16 protein-coding genes and 3 pseudogenes are annotated in these 23,089 nt (G+C 64.2%); 5 read left to right on the top strand and 14 right to left on the bottom strand.

The window, feature by feature from the left end; all coding sequences use genetic code 11:
• Window positions 1–73: 73 nt before the first annotated feature.
• The 4 genes and pseudogenes from ME121_RS34430 to ME121_RS29140 form a co-directional block, all read right to left on the bottom strand.
• Entirely contained in the window at window positions 74–1,681 is a 1,608-nt protein-coding gene (locus tag ME121_RS34430) for a right-handed parallel beta-helix repeat-containing protein (protein ID WP_206406895.1), read from the bottom strand.
• Window positions 1,682–1,796: 115 nt separating this feature from the next.
• Window positions 1,797–2,893: pseudogene (locus ME121_RS29150) on the bottom strand (IS630 family transposase).
• A gap of 270 nt (window positions 2,894–3,163) precedes the next feature.
• Window positions 3,164–5,875 carry a glycosyltransferase family 4 protein gene (locus ME121_RS29145; RefSeq protein WP_059410058.1) on the bottom strand — a complete coding sequence of 904 codons (2,712 nt, stop codon included), beginning with the start codon at window positions 5,873–5,875 and terminating at the stop codon, window positions 3,164–3,166.
• Between the two features lie 90 nt (window positions 5,876–5,965).
• Window positions 5,966–6,214 (bottom strand): annotated as a pseudogene (locus tag ME121_RS29140) (phosphomannose isomerase type II C-terminal cupin domain); the annotation flags it as partial.
• A 285-nt stretch (window positions 6,215–6,499) separates the two neighbouring features.
• Here ME121_RS29140 and ME121_RS29135 point away from each other — a divergent pair.
• Window positions 6,500–6,853: pseudogene (locus ME121_RS29135) on the top strand (transposase); the annotation flags it as partial.
• A gap of 274 nt (window positions 6,854–7,127) precedes the next feature.
• Complete coding sequence (locus ME121_RS29130) at window positions 7,128–8,543, top strand: phosphohexomutase domain-containing protein (RefSeq protein WP_059410055.1); 1,416 nt, start codon at window positions 7,128–7,130, stop codon at window positions 8,541–8,543.
• Between the two features lie 152 nt (window positions 8,544–8,695).
• On the opposite strand, the gene ME121_RS29125 is transcribed toward ME121_RS29130, so the two are convergent.
• The 3 genes from ME121_RS29125 to ME121_RS29115 are packed head-to-tail and all read right to left on the bottom strand — an operon-like array spanning window position 8,696 to window position 11,827.
• Window positions 8,696–9,622 carry an NAD-dependent epimerase/dehydratase family protein gene (locus tag ME121_RS29125; RefSeq protein ID WP_059410054.1) on the bottom strand — a complete coding sequence of 309 codons (927 nt, stop codon included), beginning with the start codon at window positions 9,620–9,622 and terminating at the stop codon, window positions 8,696–8,698.
• Window positions 9,609–10,586 carry an NAD-dependent epimerase/dehydratase family protein gene (locus ME121_RS29120; protein ID WP_059410053.1) on the bottom strand — a complete coding sequence of 326 codons (978 nt, stop codon included), beginning with the start codon at window positions 10,584–10,586 and terminating at the stop codon, window positions 9,609–9,611. Before ME121_RS29120 ends, ME121_RS29125 begins: the two co-directional genes overlap by 14 nt.
• A gap of 2 nt (window positions 10,587–10,588) precedes the next feature.
• Complete coding sequence (locus ME121_RS29115) at window positions 10,589–11,827, bottom strand: class I SAM-dependent methyltransferase (protein WP_059410052.1); 1,239 nt, start codon at window positions 11,825–11,827, stop codon at window positions 10,589–10,591.
• A 232-nt stretch (window positions 11,828–12,059) separates the two neighbouring features.
• Between ME121_RS29115 and ME121_RS29110 the strand changes: the two genes are divergently transcribed.
• Window positions 12,060–12,605, top strand: coding sequence for an NUDIX hydrolase (locus ME121_RS29110; RefSeq protein ID WP_246753231.1), 546 nt, complete (start codon window positions 12,060–12,062; stop codon window positions 12,603–12,605).
• Between the two features lie 98 nt (window positions 12,606–12,703).
• The gene (locus tag ME121_RS34425) at window positions 12,704–12,853 is read left to right on the top strand and encodes a hypothetical protein (protein ID WP_175556382.1); all 150 of its coding nucleotides are present in this window, start codon (window positions 12,704–12,706) and stop codon (window positions 12,851–12,853) included.
• 52 nt (window positions 12,854–12,905) lie between these two features.
• Here ME121_RS34425 and ME121_RS29105 read toward each other — a convergent pair whose 3' ends face one another.
• The 7 genes from ME121_RS29105 to ME121_RS29080 all read right to left on the bottom strand — a co-directional run bounded on the left by ME121_RS29105 (window position 12,906) and on the right by ME121_RS29080 (window position 21,156).
• Complete coding sequence (locus ME121_RS29105; RefSeq protein WP_245337905.1) at window positions 12,906–14,144, bottom strand: HAD-IIIA family hydrolase; 1,239 nt, start codon at window positions 14,142–14,144, stop codon at window positions 12,906–12,908.
• 10 nt (window positions 14,145–14,154) lie between these two features.
• On the bottom strand, window positions 14,155–14,742 hold the full coding sequence (locus ME121_RS29100; RefSeq protein ID WP_059410060.1) for a D-sedoheptulose 7-phosphate isomerase: 588 nt from the start codon (window positions 14,740–14,742) through the stop codon (window positions 14,155–14,157).
• Window positions 14,743–14,823: 81 nt separating this feature from the next.
• Window positions 14,824–15,756, bottom strand: a complete 933-nt coding sequence (locus ME121_RS29095; protein ID WP_059410049.1) for an NAD-dependent epimerase/dehydratase family protein — start codon at window positions 15,754–15,756, stop codon at window positions 14,824–14,826.
• Window positions 15,757–15,822: 66 nt separating this feature from the next.
• Window positions 15,823–16,824, bottom strand: coding sequence for a GHMP family kinase ATP-binding protein (locus ME121_RS29090; RefSeq protein WP_053621770.1), 1,002 nt, complete (start codon window positions 16,822–16,824; stop codon window positions 15,823–15,825).
• Window positions 16,818–17,534, bottom strand: a complete 717-nt coding sequence (locus ME121_RS34420) for a hypothetical protein (RefSeq protein ID WP_143739332.1) — start codon at window positions 17,532–17,534, stop codon at window positions 16,818–16,820. The genes ME121_RS29090 and ME121_RS34420 overlap by 7 nt, the downstream gene beginning before the upstream one ends.
• Window positions 17,535–17,975: 441 nt before the next feature.
• Window positions 17,976–19,700, bottom strand: coding sequence for an AAA family ATPase (locus ME121_RS34415; protein WP_245337904.1), 1,725 nt, complete (start codon window positions 19,698–19,700; stop codon window positions 17,976–17,978).
• A gap of 568 nt (window positions 19,701–20,268) precedes the next feature.
• Window positions 20,269–21,156, bottom strand: coding sequence for a hypothetical protein (locus ME121_RS29080; protein ID WP_053621771.1), 888 nt, complete (start codon window positions 21,154–21,156; stop codon window positions 20,269–20,271).
• Between the two features lie 759 nt (window positions 21,157–21,915).
• Here ME121_RS29080 and ME121_RS34410 point away from each other — a divergent pair.
• Window positions 21,916–23,089, top strand: a 1,174-nt coding sequence (locus tag ME121_RS34410) for a type II toxin-antitoxin system HipA family toxin (protein ID WP_491892898.1), incomplete at its 3' end; no start/stop codon positions are given.

The following is a 23,089-nucleotide window of genomic DNA, read 5'->3' as shown; positions in this document are numbered from 1 at the left end:
GAAGAATTTGGCCCATAGCGCATCCCTCGCCGCATGGTGGTCAACTGTACCACTACATCGCGGGATCAAACACCTAGCGCGAGACGCTTATCATCTTGCCAAGCGGCAAAATCGTTGCAGTGCCTTGAAGCCTGCGACCGCCCTTGAGCCGATAGCCGATATCGGCCATGCCTGGAGTATCCGTCTTGACCGCAAATTCGATCGCCGCTTTGCCTCCCGTAGTGCTCGACTTGGGCGTGACAATGAGCGGGCCCGAACCTGAATTGGTCAGAAGAAACTCCTCATCCCGCACGAACGGCCCGATGTCTTGGACCACACCCTCAAGTACAAGATGAATCGAGGCGGATCGAAACGCCGGTATGGTAACGTGATAGGCGTAGGAGAAAATCGTAGAGCTACTGCTGTCTATTGCCACTGTGTCTGCGCGGTTTAGAAAACCATATTCATCGCTGAATCCAGTGCGGTTGTCTCGCAGGAGGACGGCGCCGGTGAAAGTGTTCTCGCCGACGACGATATTGTTGACCCCGGGCTCTAGCACAATCGGGTAGCCGGAAATCGAGCTAAAGTTGTTCCCGGTAATCACCGCCCCAGATGGGCCGGGACCAGCAAACCACAGGCCAGTTGGACATCCCGCGAATTCGTTGCCTACGATCGAGATGTTGCCGAAAACTCCCTTGGTCCCTTTCCTCTCTCGTTCGAATTTCATACACGCGATCGAGCTATTCTCAATTGAATTGCCGGAAAACTGAAAATCCTGAGTTTTTGCATTGTCTGGTAAATTCATATGCCAACCAATTGCCCCGCCGAGTCCCTTGAAGCCCAATACCTTAAGGCCGCCGCCGCTCTCGTATGAGACTAGATGTCCGTCGGCCGAGTCATTGTCTACTTTGACGCCGGTCCATGTCCAATCCCCAGAGTCTGAATTCGTTATATTGCGTATACGGATGCCGATTTTTTTCGACCCGTCGATTGAGACGTTGTCGAGCTTCCCGACCACGTTGGATTGTATATCTAGGCCTATATCAAATCCAATGATCCGGGAATCGCGCAAAACCGGAGAGGAGCCCTGCTCGCCTGCACCTATCTGCACGCCAACGCTGCCCTGGCCGGTGGTGCCCTCGAAAGTCAGAGGTAGGTTATAAATCGCAGAGTAGTTTCCGATTAGCGTGGCGCACGGGCCAGTCGAGACTTTGCATTTTAAGCCAACCGTTGCGCCTGCGCCGGACCATTGTTGGCCAACGCCGAGGCTGACCCCGGTGCCAAGAACATAGCCTAAGTAGCTGTCAAGGATAAGGGAGCCCCCACCCCGACCTGGCGTCTTTACCGCATCGTTGGCGGCGCGCAGCGAGGCTGCGTCGTCGGTGACGCCGTCGCCTGCCACTGCATAACTCGCTGCTCGGCCGGCATTCGGCGGAAACACGCTCGCGGCGAGCGGACGGGCGGCGAACCCAGATGCCGTTGGCGCAAGGCTCATTCCGGAGAGAGGGCACGCCCCATTCGGCATGCAAACGATGCTGCCCATTGTCTGTAGGGCTGTAGAGCCGTGAAGCATGACGCTGTCGGCTTGAAGACGATAAAATTGGGATGATGGGTAACGCGAAGCGTTGCTCGGATCCCACGCCCACGCCAGGATGCAGCTCGAGAGCAGTGCGATGAGTGCTGCTGAAGGGGATCTGATCATATTGATACCTTTCCTTGTTTCCGCGCCGACTACGCGGCTCGACACACCGACCGGGCGGAAGCTCGGCGGCAAGAGCATCGTCGCCGCGCGACTACAACGCGAATTGGTGTGCGACCTAGTTGTTTGAGTTAGAAGTCTGTGTGCAGAAGCGAGCGATGCTGGCCAAGATCGCGTCGGCTGGATTGGTCCAGACGAATGGCTTGGGATGAGCGTTGGTCTCAGCGGGGTAATCTCGGATAGCGGCCTCCAGGTCCTCTGTGCTGGTGAACGCACCGCGCTCCAGCCGACGCCGGCTCAGAACGAAGAACCAGCACTCCACGAGGTTGAGCCACGACGCGCTCGTCGGAGTGAAGTGGAGGTGGAACCGCGGGTGCTGGACCAACCAGTCATGCGCCAGGGTCGTCTTGTGCGTCTGCAGGTTGTTGAGCACGAGATGCACCTCCAGATCGCGTGCGACGCTGCTCTCGACCTGCTCCAGAAACGCGCGGAACTCGACGCTGCGATGATGCGGCTTGCAACTCCCGATCACCGTTCCGGCTTTCACGTCGAGGGCGGCAAACAGGTCGAGTGTGCCATGCCGGCGATAGTCGTGCGTCACGCGCTCGGCCCGGCCCAGCCCGGCCGGAGGGGAAAGGCTGCAGCCGTACCCTGCACCGCTTTGATCTACGGCTTCTCGTCGATGCACAGCAGCAGCGCGCGATCGGGTGGAGCGAGGTAGAGACCGACGACATCGCGCACCTTTTCGACGAACGCGGGATCCGCGGAGAGCTTGAAGGTGTCGGCCTGGTGCGGCCGCAGACCGAAGGCGCGCCAGATGCGTGATACCGCACTCTGGCTCATGCCCGTACGGTGCGCCATCGTGCGGGTGCTCCAATGCGTGGCGTTGGCCGGTGCCTCTTCCAAAGTGAGGGCGATCAGGCGCTCGACGGCCTCATCGTCGATGCTGCGGGGCGCGCCGGAGCGTGGTGCATCGACCAGCCCCTCCAGCCGATGCGCGGCGAAGCGGGCCCGCCACAGCGCAACCGTCTGGCGGCTGACCCCCAGCGCCGTAACCACGCCCAGGTTGGTCGCGCCCGGTTCGGCACAGGCCAGGATGATACGCAGGCGCGAAACCAGCGCCTGCCCGGTCCCGTGTCGACGCAGCAGGCGCTGGATCTCACCCTGCTCGTGCTCGCTGAGACCGACAGAGACGGCCTTTGGATCACGCGACATGGCGCACCTCCATCAGGAAGCACCTAACGAGCCCACCCGACTAAACTGTCAAACCTCTTCTAACTCAAACCACTAGAGGCAGGAATAGCGTAGAATCCGAGGCGGATGGAGCACCCGCGCTTCGAGCCTTGGCACCCCTCAGGACCGAACTGTCGGCGCTCTCACACCCGACAGCATCTGAGGCCTACACAGATGACAGGCGGGTTCCCGTATCACTCGCTTATTCGGGACATAAGAGAGGGCCGTATCCTTGGAGCCCGAAAAACCGAGTCATGCTCCTGATGCTGGCCGCATTGCGAATTGGGCTTCTATCGCGTCGAGCCGAGCACCATAGCGTCGTGCGATAGCCTCAAGACTGAAATTCGTGCGGACAAAAGTCCGGCCAGCCGAGGCCTTCCGTAGCCGAAGTTCTTTATTCACGAACACCTCATGGAAGGCGTTTGCGGCAGAGCTGATCGACGGTTCGGCCCAGCGGCTGTCTCGCTCGGCATAGACGTATTCGGTCGGCAGGACAGCCTTGAGATCGAAATCGACCAGAAAAGCTGTTTCAGCAGAGCAGAATTCCATGTTTCCGGAATAGGCTGTGGCGATCACTGGTAGGCCGAGCTGCATGGCCTCAAGCAGGCCGAAGCCCCAGCCTTCGGAGCGATGCAATGACACGTAGGCATCGCAGGCGCGTTTGAAGCTGATCAGCGCGTCATAACTCAGCGTCCGATCAATGACGATGATGCGCGGGTCGCGCGCGGCGGCATCATCGATCTGCTCCCAAACAGCGCGTTGATGCGGGTCGAATACGCGCGCTCGATTCTGAGTTTTCAGCACCAGCGCGACGCTCTCCTTACTGCCGACCGGGAATGCTGTTTGGAAGGCGGCGACCACTCCAAGCGGGTTTTTACGCGCAACGAAGGAGAAAGAGTCGAACGTGGCGACAAAGATAAAGGCGTCCTCGGGCAGTCCGAGGCCTGAACGGGCCAAGCGGGTCACGTCCGAAATTTCCTCCGCCGCCATCCCCACATTGTGGACTGGCACGGCTGTGGCCCGCGCATAAATCTCGCGGTTGTACTCGGAAGAGACCCAAATTTCATCGAGTAGTTCAAACGCGAGTCGGTGACACGCTGGGATTGTGTCGAGCTCCCAGAAAAAGTAGCCGATGTTATAGGATCTCTCGGTAATCCGGCGGTCAAGCAGGGCAAAGGCGTGCGGTATCACTTCGGCGTTTAGATGCAACAGATTGATGCGTCGTGGCGTCGTCAGATTGGCCACTGCATTGGAGTTCGCGAAACCAATAGGGGCGGGATTACCCGGGAAGAAGTCGAGCTGCACCGGCGCGCGCCCAGCCCTCTCCAAGATATGCAGGGAAAGCCGCGCGGCCTGTCCCAGTCCTGATGTTGCCCGGACCGGACCGATCACCGCCACGCCGGCATCGCACCCGTCCGCGATCTGCCGATCAGGCAGGAAGGGAAGACCGGCTCCCTCCGGCCGGTTTCCGCCCACGTCAGTCTCGTCGAATAGGGCGTGAACCCGGCGCACGATCCTTTTCGCTTCCACGGGATCTGCACACAGGGCCACGAGGGCCTCGAACGGTGCCGTATGCCCCGGAGCGACGCTGTGCAGCAAGGAATTCACGAGACTGCGCGGCATGAGTTTCGCGAGGTGCGGTTGGTCCAGCGCCTGGAGCAGCACTATCGCACACAGCGCGAGGCGCCCCGCATCCGACTGCAGGGAGACGCTCTGCAAGTCGGGGGCGGCAGCATGGAACATCCGCAGGAAGAGCGTCAGGGGGCAGTCGCTGCCACCCGTCACGGCCACCTCTGCGAGGAGACGTATCTGCGCCTGCGTGATGAGCTCCCCCGCCGGAGCAATTTGGGGCGAGCGCTTGACGCACCACCAATAGACGGCTTTCGCAAGCGCCTCGGGATCATGCAGCTCGATGTTTCGATCGTACTCAGCCTTGATGAATGCGTGTGCTGCGACGCTGATCTCGGCGTTCAATCCCATCAACGGCATGGGCGCATTCAGAAATGCGATCTGCCGCCGTGAGAGCGGGACCGGTAGTCCGTGATAAATGTTGCATTGCGTCAGGTACCAGTGCAGCACCGCCATCCGCTTTGTTAGGCTGCCCTCCGGCGCGAGGTCGCGGCGCTCTGAACGTTCGATCTCGAAGGCCACGTAGGGTGTGATGAGCCCCTCCGGATCGCTGTCCGGAAAAGCGTGCCCGAGGAGATGGTCGAGATTTGTCCCGGCACCTCGCAGCGCACGGTCTCCGGCCAACTCGCGCTCCCTGCTTGGCCCGCTGAGCGCGAGCCGGACCGCCCTGTGCACTGCATCGAGGGCTTCGCGATAAGATGGCCCTGTGAGACGGCTAAGTGGGTCAGCATGGAATGGAGATCCCTCAAGATCAGTTCCAGTGGAAGCCTCACGGACATAGATCAAATTCCGGCCGGCGGATCGGATGTCGAAGTTGAATTCGAACCCGCAATGGCCGTCGTGTCGGCCTGAGTCGGCGACGTCCTGGCGGAAACGATCTGCCGCCACAATCGCTCTGTTGGTGCCGACGGCGATCTCGATACTCAGTCGCCGCTTGGGCAACGAGCGATCATATGCCCAGCCGATAATGCGGTTGCCGTCGATATAGTCGATAAAGCCCTCGACGGTGCGTGCGTCATCGGCTGGCGCGCTGACCTGCGATGGACGAAGGGGGGAGCCTGGCAGATCCAATCCCGTCGACGCCTCGCGGACGAAAATCAGATCGCTACTGGCGATGCCACTGTAAAGCTCGGCGGCGAAACCGCAGAAGCCGTCGCCCCCCGTCGCCATAGCCACGTCGCGCCGCTCCTGATCGGCTCGGACGGTGATCAAGCCGCGATCGCCGACGATCTCGATGAGCAGGCGCTGCTCCGGGCGGGCGCGGTCACATGCCCAACCGACGATCCGGCTGCCGTTGAAGGAATCAATGAACCCATCGATAACGCTCTCGGACACCGGCCGTCCGTCCGTCGGGCTTGGTTTCTGATCCTGTGGTCCCGGCATGCAAGTTGTCCCATAGAATGTGGTCAGGCACCCCAGGTGCACCTAACGTCCGTAGTAGATATCCTCAATGCGCATAACGACGTCCTCGCCGGTGTAGGAGCCGACCTGAACCTCAGCCAGCTCCAGCGGGATCTTGCCGAGGTTGGTGAGCCGGTGCATCGAGCCGATCGGCAGGTACACCGCCTCGATCTCGTGGACCAGCACCACCCGCTCGTAGATGGTCACGTCGGCCGTGCCGCGCATCACGACCCAGTGCTCCGCCCGGTGAAAACGCTTCTGCAGCGACGCTCGATGCTGTGCAACTGGATCGATGTCTGGATGTGAGACCTCTTTGGCGTCTTCAACGATGCGAAGAGTCTGTTTGATGAGGCTGGAACTGGGTGGCTTGTAGGTTGGATTGGCCAATGCGGGATCAGCTTCGAGGCGCTGACGCAGCACCATTTCGGGCGAGAGCCCATTGAGCACGCGCTACCGGCGGCCGTTATAGGCGGTGTTGAAGCCGCGCAGCACGATCTCCAAGTCGGCGTGGCGGTAGACCGTGATGCCGAGCACCTCCCGCTGAACGCGGCCGTTGAAGCGCTCGACCTCGCTCGCATCCGGCAGGACGCCGAGGCAGCACGCGTCGCCGACCTGGCGCGATGGTTCACGATGTTGGTGCGCGCTTGCGGCCTGGATGGCGACCGACCGGTGGATGCGGCCGGCGAACTCGACAGATGGCTCTCCGAGACGCGCACCTGCGGCGTCGCGGCATTAGAGACCTTCGCGGCTGGCTTGGCGCAGGACGGGCCGGCGGTTCGGGCGGCGCTGACGACGTCTTGGAGCAACGCTCAGGCTGAAGGGCAGATCAGTCGGCTGAAGATGCTCAAGCGTACCATGTACGGCCGCGCCAGCTTCGCACTGCTTCGCCGCCGCGTGCTCCTTGCTACCTGATCCACGCAAAGTGCGGGAGAACCGAACTCGTGGCCCTTCCGTCCGGTCGTCGGATCCGAGCATAATGATGGGGGTCATAGTCGCGTGAAGCTCGCGCGGCTGGCCAATCCTACCGCGAAGCCTCGGCTAGGCTGGCCAACCCGAGCGTCATCGAGCATGCTGCGTACCCTAGCACCCCTACCAGATTGGCTCCTCCGAGATTGGGCGTTGTGATGGCGTTCGATCCGCGCCATCAGTCGCAGGAGCCGGTCATCGCCAACTCGATGGGAATTCCGTGAGCAGTCTGAAATTTGGGACGAGCGGCTTGCGCGGTCTCGTAGCCGACCTCGTCGGCGGCCCGAGCTACGCCTATGCCAGCGCGTTCTTCCGATCCGTGTCCGCGGGCGAAGGCCGCCGCATGGTCGTCATCGGGCGTGATTTGCGCGACAGCAGCCCCGGCATCGCCGCGACGGTGGCGGACGCCGCGGCAGGCGCCGGCTTCACGGCGATCGATTGCGGCCCGCTGCCGACCCCGGCCCTCGCCCTCGAGGCGATGCGGCGCGGTGCCTATGCGGTCATGGTCACAGGCAGCCACATCCCCGAGGATCGCAACGGCCTGAAATTCTACCGGCCCGAGGGTGAGATCACCAAGAGCGACGAGGCCGCGATCCTGGCCGCCCTGGAGGAGGGCGCGTCCGGCGAAGGCCAGGCCTCATCGCCCACCACGCCTGAACCCGACGCGATCGCGCGCTATCAGCAGCGCTACGCTGCCGCCTTCGCGCCGGACATCCTGCAAGGCCTGCGGATCGCGGTCTATCAGCAGAGTTCGGTGGCCCGCGACCTGATGGCCGACCTGCTCGCCGGCTTCGGCGCGCAGGTGACACCGATCGGCCGGTCGCAGGTCTTCGTGCCGATCGATACAGAGGCCCATCGTCCGGAGGACATCGCCTTCATCCGCGACGTCATGGCATCAGGTTCCTTCGACGCGCTCGTGACCACGGACGGTGACGCCGATCGGCCGCTCGTGGCCGACGGCACGGGTCGGATCCTGCGGGGCGACGTGCTCGGGCTCATCACCGCCCGCTTCCTGGGTGCCGACACGGTGGTGGTGCCGGTCACGGCCGGCTCGGCCCTCGAACATTCCGGCGGCTTTGGGAAGGTCGTTCGTACGAAGGTGGGATCGCCGTTCGTCATCGCCGGCATGGAGCAGGCGACGTCGGCCGGGGCGCGGATCGTCGCCGGCTTCGAGGCAAACGGCGGATTCCTGCTAGGATCGAACGTCACGCTCCACGGCAGGACATTGGCCGCCCTTCCGACGCGCGACGCAATGCTGCCGATCCTCGCCACATTGGCAGCGGCGCGCGCGACCGGCACCGCCCTTGCGGATCTCGTGGCCTCTCTGGATGCGGGCGAGATGGCCAGCGATCGCCTGCCCAACACCCCATCCGACACGAGCGCCGCCTTCCTCGATCGCCTTCAGGATGCAGACTTCCGGGCCGCCTTCCTCGGCCCGATCGGGTCGTCGGGCTCGATCGATCAGCAGGACGGGATCCGGATCGAACTGGACGGCGGGCGCACGATCCATTTCCGGGCTTCGGGAAACGCGCCCGAGCTGCGCTGCTACGCGGAGGCCAAAACGGCACAGGAGGCGCAGGACCTCGTCCGGTGGGGACTTGCCTCCGCCGCGACCGCGATGTCGGCAAAAGCCTGAACCCTCACGAAGTCTCGGAGCGGTCCCTAACATCACAAGGGGCCGAGGCTCCCCTCAAGGCGCACCGACGACCTTCGCCTCCCTCGGGCTGCCGCTCAGAAGGCTACACCAGCGGTCCTCGCGCGGGCGACCCGACCGCCGGACGCGGCTCGCTAGCGATCGGCATACTCCGCCGCGACGAGCCTGCGCAGGCCCGCTTCGAGAGCGATGCGCGGATGCCAGCCGGTCCGGTCGAGGAAGCGCGTTGAGTCGAGCATCTTGAAGGCCGCGCCCTGGAACGAACCGGGCGGGCTCACCAGGGGAACGGACCAGTCGAGCGCGGCCAGGGCCGCCAGCGCCACCGCCTCGACGGTGACGGGCGTGTTGGCGGCGCAGTTTATGATCTCGTTGTCGAACGCCCGGTCGGCCGCCAGGATCGCGTCGATCTGGTCGTCGACGTACAGCACCTCGCGGATGGTCTGCGGGTTGCCCCAGACCTCGAACTGCTCAGCGCCCGCCGCCTTCTCCCGCACGGCGCGGTCGAGCAGGGCGCCGACGAAGTGGCTGCGATCGGAGGCCTTGTTGTCGTGCGGTCCGTACAGGGTCGCCAGAACGCAGTGCAGGAAGGTCAGGCCGTACTGGTGCGCGTAGGCCGCCGAGCCCGTCGCCAGGACCTGCTTGGCGAGCCCGTAGCCGATCACGGACGGGTGCGTGGGTCCCTGCCCGAACCGCGCCTCGGGGAGCGGCTCCGCCGATTCCGGGTAGGTGCAGGACGAGCCCGTGGAGACGAGCTTGGCCTGCGGCTGGTACAGCCGCCACGCCTCGAGGACGTTGAGGTGGACCCGGGCGTTGATCGCCAGGAGCTCGCCCTGGATGTCGTACTGCACCGCGCCGGTGCGCTGGCGGGTCACCACGTGGAAGATCCGGCCGGCCGGCGGCGCCGCGCGCAGCGCCCGCTCGACATTCGCCCAGTCGGAGAGGTCGCCCGCCGTGCGGCCGATCCCGACGACCTCGCGGCCCTCGGCTCGGAGCCGCGGGACGAGGTTGCGCCCGAGGAAGCCGTCCGCCCCGATGACGATGTCGCGCTCAGGCCCCGGCATGCTGAGCCCCCTCGCGATAGGCCTCGCGATACCACGCGATCGTCGGCCGCAGCCCGTCCGCGAGTCCCGTGAAGCTCGACAGCCCGAAGCGCTCCCGCAGCCGCCGGTTGGTCGAGCGGCGGGCGAGCACGCCGTGAGTCGCCGTGTCGGGGGCGTGCACAGGCCGGTGCTCCCCGGCCACCTCCAAGATGGTTCGGGCGAGGTCGAGCAGGGTCGTGGTCTCGCCGCGGCAGAGGTTGAGCGCGCCGCTCGTCTCCCGCATCTCCAGGGAGCGGGCGAACACGTCGACGACGTCGCCGACGTAGATGAAGTCGCGCTCGACCAGCGGGTTGCCCTTGATCTCGAAGCGCTCTCCCGGTGCCAGCGCGCGCATCACGAAGGCCGGCAGGACGTGTGCCTTGCGCGGATCCGTCGAGTCGTGGGGACCGTAGGGGTTGCTCAGGCGGAAGCTGATCGTGTGGATGCCGTAGCGCTCGGCGTGGAGGTCGGCGATCACCTCGGACCAGCGCTTCGACCAAGCGTAGAAGGCCTCGTTCCGGTTGGGCGGCGCGTTGAGGTCGACAGCCTGCGCGTCGTCGAGGGGATCGCAGGCCGCCGGGTAGACCGCGACGCTCGAGGCCGCGCGCACCTCGCGGATGCCCTTCGTCAGGCAGAATCGGTATAGGCGGTTGGCGATCTCGGCGTTGCCGGTGAGCAGGTCACTCTGCGCCGTCTCGAACTTGTCGGCGTCATAGCGCTGCGCGGCGACGTTGACGACGATCGTGTCGGCGGGGACCGACAGCGCCTCCAGGGCGTCGAAGCGCGCGGCCTCGGTCGCCCCCGGGACCGCCTGGCCGGAGGGGCTGACCGCGATCAGCCGCGGCACGCGGCCGGCGAGATGCGCGACGAGGTTGCGGCCGACGAAGCCGGACGCACCGACGACGACGACGGTGTCGGGCAACGAGGACAAGGGGAGGGCGGCCACGCTCAGACCCCCTTCGGCAGGTCGGCGGCGGTGATCACCTTGAGTTCCGGCACCGGAACGATGAAGGCGCCGCCGTTCTCGAGGTAACGGCGCTCGCGCGCCAGGAACTCGTCGATGAAGTTCCAGGCGAGCACCAGGTAGGCGTCGGGCGCGGGCACGCTGCCCTCCTCGACGATCGGGATGCGGGCGCCGGGGATCAGGCGGCCGAACTTGAGCGGATTCTTCTCGGCCGCGTACTGGACCAGCCGCGGGCCGATGCCGAAGGCGTTGAGCAGCGTCGCGCCCTTGGCTGGGGCACCGTAGGCGTGGACCGTCTTCCTCTCGGCGTGCATGCGCTCCAGCAGGTCGAGCAGCGCCGCCTGCAGGCGGCGGACGTTCTCGGCGAAGCCGACATAGGTCTCGAACTTGTCGTAGCCGCGGGCCTCCTCGTCGGCGCGCATGCGCTTGACCGTGTCGCTGACCGGATGGGCGCCGGGGAAGCCGACATGCGCCTCGAGGGAACCGCCATGGACCGGGACGACGCTGACGTCGAAGACCTCGAGGCCGTGGCGCGCGAACAGCTGCTCCAGGGAGCGGAGCGTGTAGTAGCACAGGTGCTCGTGGTAGATCTGATCGAAGGCGGTGTTCTCGATCATGCCGCCCAGGTAGATCGCCTGCACGACGAAAACGCCGTCCGGCTTGAGCAGCGTGACGATGCCCTTCACGACGCTGTGCAGCTCCTCCAGGTGGAAGAAGACGCCGGCGGCGGTGATCAGGCTCGCCGGCCCGTCCTGCGCGCGGACGATCTCGGCGGTCTCGGCGTTGAAGAAGCGGTTCAGCGTCGGCACGCCGGCGGCGCGGGCCAGTTCCACCACGTTCGAGGCGGGCTCGACGCCGCAGCGGCGCAGGCCGAAGGGCTCGTACTGCCGCAGCCACGTGCCGTCGTTGCTGCCGATGTCGACGACGAGGTCCTGCGGCCCGAGGCCGTACCGCTCCACGAGACGGGCCGCCGTCTGGCGGAAATGCTCCACCAGCGTCTTCGTCGTGCCCGAGACGTAGGGGTAGTCGCTGAACATGCTCTCCTTCGGGATCGTGTGATCGATCTGGACGAGCGTGCAGTCGTGGCAGAAGCCGGCGCGCAGGGGAAAATGCGGCTCGCGGCGGTCCGCGAGTTCCGGCGGGATCAGGCGGTTGCAGTGCGGCTGATCGGTCAGGTCGAGGAACAGCTCGACATCGCGTCCATCGCAGACGCGACAAGCCATGGCGAGTTTCGTTCCCGTCATCCTACGACCTGTGACATCCGCGGCGCGAGGCTCTACGACCCCGCGAGGCTTATCGGCTGAGCCAGGGCAGCGCAACGCGCGGTCGCAGCTCGATCGAAGTCAGAGCCGAAAGGCGAGACAGTTTTGCCATCGCGCATGTCCCTCAGCGGCGAAGATCCACAATGACCGCGGTGGATATCCGTAAGCACAAACCCCAGGTCCGCAGAAAGCAATGATCTCGACACCGAGTTGGACAGTCCGCAAATCCCACCACGTCATGAAGGACCGCTGGCTCGGTCTCCGTGCCGACGACTGTGTGACGCCGTCGGGTCACATCGTCGATCCCTATTACGTGCTTGAGACGCCGGACATCGCGCTCGTGCTGGGCATCGACGCGGCCGATCAGGTCATCCTCGTACGCCAGTACCGCCACGCTCATGGAGGCCCGAGCCTGGAGCTTCCGGGCGGGGCCATCGACCCCGCCGACCCCGATATCCTCGCGGCCGCCGAGCGCGAGATGCGCGAGGAGACCGGCTACATCTTCGCGGATGCCGAGCACGTGGTCACCCTGAATGCGGATCCGGCCCGCTACGCCAACCGCATGCATCTCGTCCGCGCGCGCGTGACATCGGCCGGGCCGGCGCAGCCGGATCCCGGCGAGGACATCGCCGTGTTGCGCGTACCGCGGGCCGAGGCCTTACAGCTCGCCCAATCGGGCGCCATCGTCGGAGCCGTACACGCCGCCATGCTCCTGATCGGCCTGTCCGGCACAGGATGATGTCCATCACCGGATTGTGGATCGAGCGATCGAACCGCTGACAAGACCCGCGCGTTCCGCCAATACGATTAATTGTCGGTTAAAGAGCGGATCGAAGCGTGCCCGATTACGACATCCAGATCGTCGCTCCGCGAGATCGGCAAGCTGCGGACGCAGAGCGCGAGACCCTGCCCAAGCGCAAGCTCGACTGGGATCGCGCCATGCGCGAGGCCGCGGAAGCGGAACTCTCGATTCAGTCGCACGACTGAGCGTGCCGGACGGCCAAGCGTGCCCCGGCGAGCCCCCCTCCTGGGTCCCTTCCTACCCCGTCAGCGCGACCTCCCGCAGGAAGGCGAGCAGGTCGTCCGACCTGAAGTGATGCACGGCGAGCCCCGCCGCACGGCCGGCGGCAAGATCCGTCTCCTGATCGCCGACCAGGAAGCTGCGCGCGCGGTCGATGTCCCAATGGGCCATCAGGTCGAGGATCATGCCGGGCTCGGGCTTTCGCCATCCGTGGACCGCCCTGTAGGCCTCGACCGTCCCGTCCGGATGATAGGGGCAGTAGCGTAGATCATCGATATGCGCGCCGGCCTCGCGCAGGTCGTCCCGCATCCAGGCGGTCAGACGGGCGACGTCGGCCTCAGTGTAGAAGCCGCGGGCGACCCCCGCTTGGTTCGTGATGACGAACACGAAGTAGCCGGCATCATTCAGCGCGCGGACGGCGTCGCGCGCGCCCGCCATCCACTGGAACCGGTCCACGGAACCGACATACCCGTGGTCGTGATTGAGAACGCCGTCCCGATCGAGGAAGGCGGCCGGTCTTCTCCGACGGGCCGGGATCTCTTCCTGGGCTCGGGCGTAGCTCTCGGGCACGCCGATATCGAGGAAGTAGCCGTCATGGGCCTCGCCGACCACGCGGCCCTCGGCGACCAGAGCGGGCAGGACGTCCCGTTCCAGCGAGCAGGCCGGTGGCAGGCCGGTGAGTGCATCGCGGCGCACCAGGTAGACGCCGGCGTTGACGAGACCGGGACCCGGCTTAGGCGGCCGCTCGAGGAAGGCTGTGATCCGGACGCCGTCGAGCAGCGCGACGCCGTAACGCGCCGCGTCCGGCACCCGACGGAGCGACATGACCATCGCCGCATCGGGGTGACGCGCCGCCATAGCGGGCAAGGAGAGCAGGTTCACGTCGAACCACGAGTCGCCGTTCAGCAGGAGAAAGGTCTCGTCGGCCTCGGGAAGGGCGTGCACGACGGCGCCCCCGGTCCCGGCCTGCTCCGGCTCGACCGAGACCCGCAGCGTCATGCCGAAGCGTCGCGCGACCGGGTTGTCGGCGGCGTAGGCGCGGATCTTCTCGCTGTGGAACGAGGCCAGCAGCACGATTTCGGTGAAGCCGTGGCGGCCGAGTTCGAACAGCAGCACGTCTAGGAAAGGCTCCCCGGCCACGGGCAGCAGCGGCTTGGGCATCGCCGAGGTCAGCGCGCCGAGGCGCGTGCCGAAGCCGCCGCACAGGATCATGGCTTGCCGGACAAGGCTTCCACCCTTCCGCTCTGGCTCGGTCACAGGCCGCCCCTCACGCTGCCGTCCCGCGGGGGAACAGATTTTCCTCGACGAGGCCGCACACGATGTGCGCGGCAGTGATGTGAATCTGCTGGATCAGCGGCGTGGCGTCCGACGGCGCGTGCAGGCAGGCATCCGCCCGCTCGGGCATCGCCCCGCCCGTCGCCCCCGTGAAGGCGACGACCCGCAGACCCAGGCCGCGTGCCGCGTCCATCGCCTTCAGCACGCTCGGCGACCGCCCCGACGTGGAGAGCGCGAGCAGGACATCGCCCGGCCGCCCGAGGGCCAGAACCTGCCGCTCGAACACGTGCTCGTAGCCGTAATCGTTGCCGATCGCGGTGATCACCGAGGTGTCGGTGGTCAGCGCCACGGCCGCGGCGGGCGGCCGGTCGTAGTTGAGCCGCGAGACGAACTCGCCCGCGATGTGCTGCGCGTCGGCAGCACTGCCGCCATTGCCGATCGTCAGGAGCTTGCCGCCGCCGCGCAGGGACGCGGTCACGAGATCGGCGATCTCGGCGAGGGTCGCATGGAAGCGGAAATCGTCGAGAGCGGCCTGGAAGGTGTCACGGGTCTGCGTGAGAAAATCGACGATCGCGCTCATGATCACCTCGGTCCGTTCCCGCACCGGCCGCCTTGTCGGGCCGACCGGCTGGGCGTTCGCTGTAGGCTCCGCTGATCCCGATCAGACGTTGGCGAACCGCGAGTTGCGGATCATCCGGAAGCCCTTGATCAGCTCCTTGATGCCCCGGTCGAGGTCGAAATCGGGGAACCAGCCGGTCGCCTCAAGCTTCTCGTTGGACACGATGTAGTCGCGCTTGTCCGGATCCTCGCCGATCGGGGCCTCGACGTAGACGAAGCTCGGAACGTGCGTCTTGATGCGCTCGCAGAGTTCCAGCTTCGACAGGTTGGCGCTCGACAGGCCGAGATTGTACGCCTCGCCGCGCATCCGGTCGTAATTGTCCATCGCGTGGATGAAGCCTTTGGCGACGTCGCGGATGTGGATGTAGTTGCGCTTGAAGTGGCCCTCGAAGACCAGGAGCGCCCGGTCGGTCACGGCCCGGTGCGTGAAGTCGTTGACGAGGAGGTCGAGCCGCATGCGCGGCGCCATGCCGAACACCGTTGCGAGCCGCAGGCTGACGCCGCGGCCGCTGTCGAGCACGGCCTTCTCGGCCTCGACCTTAGTGGTGCCGTACAGCGAGATCGGCCGCAGGGGCGAGTCCTCGGTGCAGAACTTGCCGGCCTCTCCGACGCCGTAGCCCGAGTTGGTCGTCGGGTAGACGATCCTCTGCTCGCCGCCCGCGCGCTCGACCAGGGCGATCACGGCGTCACGGTTGAGCGTCGTGGCGCCGATCGCGTCCTCCTTGCACAGGGGCGCACCGACCAGGGCGGCGAGGGGGATGAGCACGTCGTGCTTCGGGATCAGCTCGTCCAGGATGCGCGTGTCGCGCGCGTCACCCTTGATCGGCTCGAACGTGTCGTATTGGCAAGCCGAGAACAGGTCCGGGGCGCCGGACTTGAACGTGTCGAGCACCGTCACGTGATGCCCGCGCTCCAGAAGCATCGGCACCAGGATCGTCCCGATGTAACCCGCGCCGCCGGTGATCAGAATTCGCATCGTTGCCTCTCGTCGCGATGGGTCAGCGGCCCTGTGCGGCCGAGCTTGAGCCTGTGAGGACGCCGCTCAGCGCGTCTGGCGATAGATCAGGGTGGACCCGTCGACGTCGATGCCAATCGGAACGACGGACAGCGGCGCGACCCGCTCGATCAGGGCCGGAAGCCGGTCGGGATCGATCAGAGCGAGGAAGAAGCCGCCCCCGCCCGCGCCGCACAGCTTCGCCCCGTAAGCCCCCGAGGCGATGATCGCTTCGAACAGGTCGTCGAGCACCGCGTTCGAGACCTCACGCGACAGGGTTCGCTTGATGCGCCACGAGGCGGAGAGCATCTCGCCAAGCTGCGTGAGCCAGCCGCTCGTTCCCGCCTCCAGCAGCGAGACACATTCCTCGACGAGGCGGTAGAGTTCGGACAGTTCCTTGTCGATCGCGCGCGCGCGGGTCACCGCGATCTGCGCGGCGACCGTTGTCGTTGCGCGCCGCGCGATGCCTGTATGGACCAACACCATCGACGCATTGAGTTGCTGTATGGCAGCAGAGCTCATCTGAACGGGCGAGATCCGAATCGCGGAGCCGCTGAAATCGAAACGGTTGATCCCCCCGAAGGCCGCGTGGAGCTGATCCTGGACGCCAACATTCTCGCGCAAAATTTCGCGTTCGACTTGGATAGCCTTCTTCGACAGCTCGATCTTCGTAGGCTTTTGATTCAATATTGCGTAGATCGTACGCAGGAAGCCAACTGTGAAAGCCGAAGAAGAGCCCAATCCGCTGCCTGCCGCAGGCAAATCAGAGATGATGCTCATATCAAGCCTGCGAGTCACGTCGAAATGCTTAAGCACTTCTCGAACAACCGGATGTTCGATTTCAGAAATATTATTGCAATGTTCAACTCGGGAATAACTTAACCTATAGTTGTAGTCTTGGCAGCCAATCAAATCGAGAGCCGCGATGATGATGTATTTATCAATCGCTGCGCCGACTACGGCGCCGGGCGCGCGCTCGAAGTACTCTGGATAATCGGTACCGCCACCGAACAAGCTAATACGCAGCGGTGTTCGCGTGACTGTCAGCATAAAAATTTTCCGGGGTTTATATTCTCAGAATTTGCTCGGTTTAAGTATTTTCGATTTATAATGTCACTTCGATTGCTAAAGTTACGCGCGAACGCAGCTATATCATCAGGAAAACGATCGACACCGAACGAATTGGCCCCGAAAATATTACGAAATTCGTCAATAGTCGAAACATTGACAAAATCAATTACAATAATGTACTCATTCCGATTGAATATGATTCTATTAATCTGCTGAACAACGAAGCTGGCCTGATTTGAAATGCCTTTCTTCGGCCGCAGCAGATCGACAGCACTGGACCACCGCTCCTCCACTGGCATCATGGACTGGTTCCGGCCCTCCGGTGAACAAGTGATGACGTCATCGGTCACGCGGCTAGGTCGTGAGGAGTCTGAGAAAGACCTGAGCGCAAACGACGCCACAGCTTCGACCACATTTGCCTCACTGACGACTACGACACGGTCCGACACGGCAATCTTCAGCCTGACCGTATCCGAGAAATCAGCATCCTGTGTGCACATGCCGGCCACGGCCACGAGTTCATGACAAATTTTCCATAGGTCACATGCCTCCTTTATGGTTAAGATATTGTAAACTCTGCAGATCCGCTCATCGCACCGCCCCAGTGGCGCTCCGCCGAGCCGCAAATATGACATCTCTGCTGTTGCACGGCAGATTTGACCGAACATATTAGATAGATAATTGAACACGTCCGCATCTCAAAATCAAATCATGCTGGCCACTCACCCTCCACGGCATCATCTTTCGGAGCTTCTACTCAGTGCCGATGCGGTCGTGCGATCTGCATAACCTTCAAAAGGCTGAATTTGGCACAGGCTTGCCGCAGATCGCCCTGATTCGAAGTCATCAGGTCGGATCTTGCCCGCGCGCCCAAAGTCTGAGCTAGGCCACTAGGAAGGGCTATTAGATGTTAATTTACGGATCGTCGTCGGGATGTGGCGTGCTGGACGATCATAACTAATGCATGGCGATCCGCAGGTCTGCGCCGCCACTTCGCCGGTAGAGAGCGCTGATGCTCGCCATCCCTATCTAGCCCACACAACCCCAGCCGCGTGCCGAGATCTCCCGGTCGCAGGAGAGCTCCGGCACGCTGGCCACGCGCTACGGTGTGTCCATTGAGATCCGTCTAGCTATTGTCGAACGGCGAGAGCTTCGCGCGCCGTCACGAAAGCTTCAACTAATCGCATCAGCCGCCTCACGGAGCCGCCACGCCACGATCGTCGAAGTAATGTTATCGCCTCTCCGTCCAGTGGCGCAACGAAGGCGGGAGTGAGCCCGCGATCCTCCGCAATCCTGGCCACGATCGGTCCGAGCAACGCCTCCAGATCCGCGTGGCGCGGTGCCGGCATCTCCAGCACGCGCAGGCGATCGAGCAACGGAGCGGGCAGGTTGCCCACCTCGTTGGCCGTGCCCAGCCACGAGACACGGCTGATGTCGGTCTCCGTCTGAAAACAAGGATCTTGGTAGGCCCGGGCGGTCTCCGGCTCGAGCATCGGAAGCAAGGCATCCCAGAGCCTGCCGTGATCTGCGCGCGTTGCGGCCTTCTCCAACTCGTCGATCAGCATCAGCGGATTGGCGGTGCCAGACCGAGCCACCGCCATGATCGGATGCGCGGGCTCCGACGTTGCCCAACGCCGATCAAGGCCCCCCAATGACGCGCCCGCATCTCGCGTTGCATCGACCCGCCACAGCCCCAAACCGAGATGATGGGCGATCCTCGCGACGATGCGACTCTTGCCGGCACCCGGCGGACCGATCAGCAGGGTCGGCCGGAACGTGGCGTGCTCACGTCCGATCAGATCGGCCAGAAGCCTGTCGATCATAGCCGACGCGTACGGGAATTCGAAGACGAGCCGAGCGCGCGCGGCTGCGAGATCCGGCACGGCGACCAGCGGGAGCGGCTTGCCGATGATGTGCTCATAGCCGCGGGCGATGGAGCGGCCGCGGTCGCTCCCGGTCTCTTGGATCGCTGAAACGACGAGGACATGGCCCTTGGGCACTTCCGCACGTGGGGCATCGGCGTCCGGCATCTGTGCCGTCGTCTCGACGGTTGCCGCCTTCTCGCGCCGGCGCGCCTCGTTTTGGACGAGTTGAGCCTCGATCTTCTTCCACCTGCGCCGCTCTCGCGTCGCCGCGCTGTCTGCGACCGGCCGTGTCAAGGTCTCCCCGAAGGGTACGAGCGCGTGGACGAGCGTGACGTCGCCGGCAAAGGCATCGTCGGCGCCACAGGCCAGGGCGGCGGCCGCAGCGATGGCGCTGCTCGTCTTCTCGGAGAGTGTCAGAAGCGCATCTGTGAGCGCGTCGTGCCAAGCTGCCTGCAGGGCGACAGCGAGATCAGTCGCCCCGGTGACATCCGTATCCGCGCCCGGCTCCGCGACGCGTCCGAGAGCGAGGCGTGTCTGCGCCTCGGCCAGGGCTGCGAACCCTTTTTGGAGACCGAGAACCGCTTCGCGTTCCAGCCAGAGTGGTTGGGTCAAGCGCGCGGCAGCTCTGCGATCATCGCCGGCGCAGGAAAGCAGCGTCGCGACATCGGCCAACGCCCGCGCCACCGGCTGATCGCGCTCCACGGCCAACACGTCGAGGAACCGGATCAGGGCGGATCGTCGGGCGATCCATCGACGGTCACGCCACAAAACACCGTCCGAAGAAGTCCTTGCCGCGATCCAGGCCGAGACCAGGACCTCGGCATCCGGGGCGAGGGTGGTGATCTCGAGGGCGAGTTCAGAACAGGCAGAATCCACGCGCAGATCCTGTGTAAGGCAGGCGCGCAGGCGGCGCGGAAGCATCGGTTCGAGCAGGCGACGTGCCCCCTCGGGATCGATCTGCAGGGCAGGCGGGGTCGAAGAGAACGCCATCGGCTTCCTCCCTCTCAGCGGGCGACGCCGACGCGTTCGGAACCGCGGCGCGGAACGGAGCACCAAGCCCGGACGAGGCAGAGCACCTTGAGATCAGCCCGGCGTCGGGCTCGCCGCCCGAGCACGTGCACGAGCAGGTCGACGCAGGAGCCGTCACCCCGTACGGCGCAGAGGCAGATCGCCGACATCGCCGGATCGAGGCGCCCAGGAAAGGCGACAGCCTCGGCGAGAACTTTGAGCGCGATATGGGTCGCAGCCGCTGGATCGCCCCGGCAAGCAGCGGACCAGTCGGGTGATGGCAGGGGCTGCGTGGCATTCAGGGCAGCGGACAGGCGGCACTGCGCCGCCATATCGAGCGCCTCAGGGGCGAGCACGCGCCACCAGGACAGCGGCAGCGAGAGGCTGGCCGCGTCAGTTGTGTCGGAGGGGTGGGCATCGGGGTCACGAGCGAGTGTCATTGAGACAGACCTAGAGAGCGCGCCGGCGCGCAGACGCACGGTGCGGGATTGATGGAGAGCGAGATGGACGCATCAGGTCGCGGTCGCGACCCGATGCCAGCGTGGTGCGATCAGGGCGCGAGCGGCCCGGGCGAGTGCGGGTGTTTGACGTTCTCAGGAACGGCGAGGCTCGCCAACGCCATCGTCAGAAGGTCCGGCACAGCCGCGCGCAATCGGGCTTGAAGCGCCGCCGTCACAGTCTCGAGCGCTGCCAAGACCGGGGTCGCGAACAGCTGATCTATGGCCGGTCCGCTCACCGTAAGGTCGTCGCCGTACCCGGCCCGTCCATAAACATCGATCAGCACCGCGCGGATCTGCGCGACCTCATAGCCGAGTGAGGCCAGAAACGAGCGGCCCTGGACCTGCGCGCACCGCAGCACCCATTCGACTTGGTGTATTTTCCTAGCCTCATTTTTACCGGAGCCTCTCTTGACCTCGGCGATGATGGCTCGGCTCTCTTTTCGGTCGACCACGATTAGGTCGAGGAATACCGACTGCGCGACGGCGCCCGCGAGTTCGATTGAGGTCTGGTTGAGCTGGGCGACGCTGCTGGCGCGGACGAGTTCCTGGGTCGGCACGGTGATCGGCATCGCGACGTTGCGCAGCACAATGTAGCGCCCGCTTCGCTCCAGGACGTCAGTGATGGCCGCCTCGATGAGGCCCCCGTGCCTCTTGACCATGGAGGCCAGCACGGAGCCGAGTTGCGACAAGCCTGGTCCGAGCAGGGGATCGGGCACGAAGGTCGCGCGGAACGCGCCGTCGAGCGCTGCTTCGGCCGCGGCCATCAGTTCGGGTGCGCAGATCTGCGGGATCGCGGGCTGGACGTGGCCGCAGCCGAGGGCCGCGGCGCTCCCGAGCGGCACGGTGATCCGGCTGGGCGTCGCGGATCCAGGTTGCCTACGCGCGGCCAACCGCTGTCGGCCGCCGCGCTGGGCGGCGGGGTGGGGAACGATCGTCATGGATTTTTTCCGTCCAGGGGACGCCAACCCGCCCGCCCCGCACTGAATGGCGGGGCGACAGACGGGCTCGGTTCCGCGGCCGCAGGCCTGCGGCGACGACGGCGTCAGGATTGCGGGATAGCGAGGAGACGCTGAGGCACGGCGTATCGCGTGCTAGCGCACCTTCAGGCGATCAGGCGGGTTGCCGGGACGGCGGGTGGGATTGCCCGGAATTCATGCATCGGGACAGTTTCGTCGGCGTGACAACGCCGGTAGTGAAGGTCGCAGCCATGGTCTCGGTATCCTTGTGCGATACGGATCGTGGTCAGGCCGGCACTTGGTGCTGCTAACACCGGTGCCGGCCGCCCTCTGCTAAAGAGCGGCGCGGCGTGTGCGTGTGGTCTGCCAGGGACGAACGTGGCGCGGATCGGGGTCTTTGAGAAGACCACAACGGCGGCGATATGATCTTGAGGCCGCCCTTCCTGTCGCGATCGTTAACGGAAGCCTGGCGCCCCTTTCCTTGCTGCAGGTGAGCGCTCTACATCGCATAATGGCGTGACGGCCGGATGGCAGGTTGTCGCCAGTAAAGTCTTGCACACTGCGCTGCTCTCACCAATCCGCATAGGTCAACCTGGTGACATTTCCTGTGTGATCACATCAGAGACACAGCGGATTTCATGCTGGATCGCCGCAGAATCATCGTGAGTGGGTATGTGGCGGACCTCTAAGTACAACCGCATTGAGGAAATGCACGTATTCCGGTCAGGGCAGAGCGGCTACGTGCCCATCGGCCTCTTGATTTTTGAGGGTGGTTCCCGAAGGCGCACCGTTCGTTTTGCCTATAGCTCCGACTATTTAGCTACAGAAGGACGTAGGCCAATCGATCCCATGGGCCTGCCGCTCGGAAACAAGTGGCGGCCTGCGGCCCTGAAAGAGGTCCATCTGGCCTTTCAAGATGCAGGCCCCGACGGCTGGGGTAAAGGAATTCTGTCGCGGGTAGTCTCAGAACTGGAACTCGGCATGCCGGAATTTCTGGCTCCGGGCGGCCTGTCGCGCACTGGCGATCTGGCCTTTGGCTCAACGCCCGAGGCTCCCGAGAGATGGAAACCCAGAGCGGACGCGGCGCTTGAATTAGTTCAAAGCGAGGACGTGCTTGAAGAGGTGCTTATCGCAGCAGAAAACTATGAAGGAGGCGACGCGTCGGCGGACCAACTTGCTCAGCTATTCATGCACAGCTCGGACATTGGAGGAGCTCGACCGAAGGCGCGCATTCGGATTTATGACAAGGAATGGATAGCCAAATTTTCCACGTGGGAAGACAGGTTCGATAATCCCAGGGCTGAAGCGGTTTGTCTTGATTTTGCTAAGGCCGCAGGACTTCGAGTCCCAGAGCGCGAACTGCGTGTCGTCAACGGTAGGTCGGTTCTCTTGATGTCGCGCTTCGACCGATCGTCGGACGGCGCTCGTTTGTCTTACCTCAGTGCCGGTACTTTGCTGGGTGAACCCGCTTATGAATATGCAACAAGCAAGACCTATCTGGACATCGCATCAGCCGCGCGCAGAATCGGTGTTCAGGAGCCGGAACCTGAGATGTTCCGCAGGCTCTTGGTTAATTCCTATCTGCGGAACACAGATGATCATTTGCGTAACCACGCCTTCATCAATGACGGGACCGGCTGGAGTCTTTCATTGGCGCTCGATGTTGTCCCGCGTCCTTCAGGCACCAAGCATGTCTGCGCCCCAACTGCCGGTATGAGCCGGGAGTGCAACCCGAGCATCGCATTCGCGGGCTACCCCAAATTTGGCCTCTCGGCTACCGAAGCCACATCGATTCTCGATGAAGTTGATGAAGCCACCTCACGCATCGGGAGTTTTTTCGACGCCCGAGGCGTGTCGCGTCAGGACCGGGAAATGCTCTTGACATGCTTCGGCTTGCTGCCTGACCCCATCACGT

The sequence above is a fragment of the Methylobacterium sp. ME121 genome, from assembly GCF_000974725.1.
Taxonomy (GTDB): Bacteria; Pseudomonadota; Alphaproteobacteria; order Rhizobiales; family Beijerinckiaceae; genus Methylobacterium; species Methylobacterium radiotolerans.
Note: the sequence above shows the minus strand (reverse complement) of the source record. Positions and strands in the feature narration are given on the sequence as shown.

Excerpts from the sequence above, each read along its gene's own strand:
- ME121_RS29125 (WP_059410054.1), bottom strand. The coding sequence starts at position 9,622 with ATGCCGGGGCCTGAGCGCGACATCGTCATCGGGGCGGACGGCTTCCTC.
- ME121_RS34415 (WP_245337904.1), bottom strand. The coding sequence starts at position 19,700 with ATGGCGTTCTCTTCGACCCCGCCTGCCCTGCAGATCGATCCCGAGGGG.
- ME121_RS29095 (WP_059410049.1), bottom strand. The coding sequence starts at position 15,756 with ATGCGAATTCTGATCACCGGCGGCGCGGGTTACATCGGGACGATCCTG.
- ME121_RS29115 (WP_059410052.1), bottom strand. The coding sequence starts at position 11,827 with ATGGCTTGTCGCGTCTGCGATGGACGCGATGTCGAGCTGTTCCTCGAC.
- ME121_RS29110 (WP_246753231.1), top strand. The coding sequence starts at position 12,060 with ATGATCTCGACACCGAGTTGGACAGTCCGCAAATCCCACCACGTCATG.
- ME121_RS29090 (WP_053621770.1), bottom strand. The coding sequence starts at position 16,824 with ATGCTGACAGTCACGCGAACACCGCTGCGTATTAGCTTGTTCGGTGGC.
- ME121_RS29100 (WP_059410060.1), bottom strand. The coding sequence starts at position 14,742 with ATGAGCGCGATCGTCGATTTTCTCACGCAGACCCGTGACACCTTCCAG.
- ME121_RS29080 (WP_053621771.1), bottom strand. The coding sequence starts at position 21,156 with ATGACGATCGTTCCCCACCCCGCCGCCCAGCGCGGCGGCCGACAGCGG.
- ME121_RS34430 (WP_206406895.1), bottom strand. The coding sequence starts at position 1,681 with ATGATCAGATCCCCTTCAGCAGCACTCATCGCACTGCTCTCGAGCTGC.